Genomic DNA, 2,082 nt, shown 5'->3' on the forward strand with positions numbered 1-2,082 from the left:
ATTTGCGGTTTTTAAACGTGTTCCGAGAGGCTGAACCCGATGTTAACGTGGTTTATGCCAAAATTGGTTTGCGCCTTGGTGCCAAGGCCCATGGCAAATACATCACCACCCAAAGCACACCCAACAACATGATAATCACACTAATGTACAACGCCCCATGACCGAACATATGCTGCAATGGCTCAAGTGGCGACCCCGGTGCTGCTGTATTTAAAAAGAAGAAATTCGTCTGCAGCCGCGCGTTGACCCACAAGACAAACGGCACCGCGCCACATAAGAAGACTACTGACCGCCACAAATCACGCCAATTTGGCACCATTTCACCGCTCACCATCAACATTAACGGATACGTAATCAACAACGCGTGAATCACAAAACTTTGTAACGCCCATTGATTTAAGAGTGGATAATACGCCCAATCCGGGAAAATTTCTGCCGCAACGGCACCCCAAATTGTCAAACTGTATAAAATGGTCTGGGTTGTTTTATTTGGCCGGATAGCATCAATTGCAACCATCATTAACCCAAACCCACATAAATGAAATGGCAGTAGATTAGGGTCCCACTGTCCGGTTGTTGCTAAATAAATATCCTTAAATAATTCCATCGTCCAAATTGCCAACGCAATCCTCCAACGTTGATGGCGCCGCCCGGCCAACGTCAAGCGTTGATAGCGATGTACCAAATAATAAATGCCAATCGCCAACACGCCTAATACCGTGAGATGTGTGCCCGAAAATTGACCAAATCCAATGCCCACTGGTATATCTGGTTGGTACGTTAAATAATAGTTAAACATCCATAATCCCCCATGAATAAGTATGAGAATTGAATAATACCGTTCCTGCTTAATTTACGCTATCATTAGTAGATAACAATTGAGATTCGGGGAAGAAAACATGAAGACCTATGCAATCGTTGGCAATCAGTTCGAAGGCCTTTACACCAAGCCTTGGTCTGAGGTGCAACGCTATACACACACCAAACCAGCACCAAAGTATAAGGGATTTGCCACGCGTGCCGAGGCCCAAGCGTGGTTTGATGATCAAACCGGGGCGTCAGGCAACACGGCTCGCCAATACGTAACCGCCTACGATGGTCAGTTCAACGCCGAGCCAAGCCGTTACTACATCTTTACCGATGGTGGTAGTCGGAATACCGGTAACGTAGCGGGTGGCCACGTCCGTCCAACCGATAAGGCAGCCTGGGCCATCGCAATTTATCGTGGTGATGATATGCAAACACCCGTCTTTACTGACAGTGGCGCTTTTTTCGGGCGAACAAACAATGAGATGGAAATTCTCGGTTTGATTAACGCCTTACTCCAAATGGCCAAGGTCAGTGAGCCAGTAACCATTGTGAGTGATTCAAAGTACGTTTTAGATACGGTAACCGACTGGATGTACAACTGGCAATCAAATGGTTGGCGCAAAGCTAGCGGTGAAATCGCAAACCTAACTGCTTGGCAACAAGTCTACGAATTGGTTCAGCAAGTGCAAGACCGCTTGGCATTTATTTGGGTTAAGGGGCACGCAACGAGTGCGGGGAATATCCGCGTTGATCAGTTGCTTAATGACGCCATGGATCAGCTAAAAAAGTAATCAAAAACAACCTGTCTAGCTAAAAACAGACAGGTTGTTTTTGAATTAAAACGCTGGGAACCCTTGCTATCACTGTTTTGTGATATAATTCACTATCACCTTTAGAAAACCTAAACCTTTTGTCGTGAATATTTTCACAATAAAATACAAACCGCTCTAAAAGGCTACTAACGTTCGCTGCGCAAGCGCGGCCTCATCTTCGCATGTCGTCACCAATACCGGTAACTGCAACGTCGTTTGGAGATCTTCTGCCACCACATCCTGATCATTAGCCAACGACACACCAACACCAGTTAATGCGTACAACGTACCATACAAGCGGGCCATACGCTGCATTCGTAGCAGCAACGCCTCCTTAGTTTCAGGCGCCTCAAACACCCCGTGTTCGCGACAACCGCCGTCTTCATAAACCGCGCAGATGACTGAATCTGGTGCCACATTAAACGTTAAAACTGCCATATATGCCCCCAATCTTAACTTT

3 protein-coding genes are annotated in these 2,082 nt (G+C 46.3%); 1 reads left to right on the forward strand and 2 read right to left on the reverse strand.

The window, feature by feature from the left end:
- Positions 1-52: 52 nt before the first annotated feature.
- A complete protein-coding gene (locus WEIDD23_RS07265; protein WP_010371167.1) occupies positions 53-799 on the reverse strand; it encodes a YwaF family protein in 747 nt (248 codons plus the stop codon).
- A 100-nt stretch (positions 800-899) separates the two neighbouring features.
- On the opposite strand from WEIDD23_RS07265, the gene WEIDD23_RS07270 reads away from it, so the two are divergent.
- Positions 900-1,601, forward strand: a complete 702-nt coding sequence (locus WEIDD23_RS07270) for a ribonuclease H family protein (protein WP_010371170.1) — start codon at positions 900-902, stop codon at positions 1,599-1,601.
- A gap of 156 nt (positions 1,602-1,757) precedes the next feature.
- Here the strand turns inward: WEIDD23_RS07270 and WEIDD23_RS07275 are convergent.
- A partial coding sequence (locus WEIDD23_RS07275) for a hypothetical protein (protein ID WP_207644208.1) occupies positions 1,758-2,082 on the reverse strand: 325 nt, incomplete at its 5' end.

This window comes from Weissella sp. DD23 (assembly GCF_001579105.1).
Classification (GTDB): domain Bacteria; phylum Bacillota; class Bacilli; order Lactobacillales; family Lactobacillaceae; genus Weissella; species Weissella cibaria.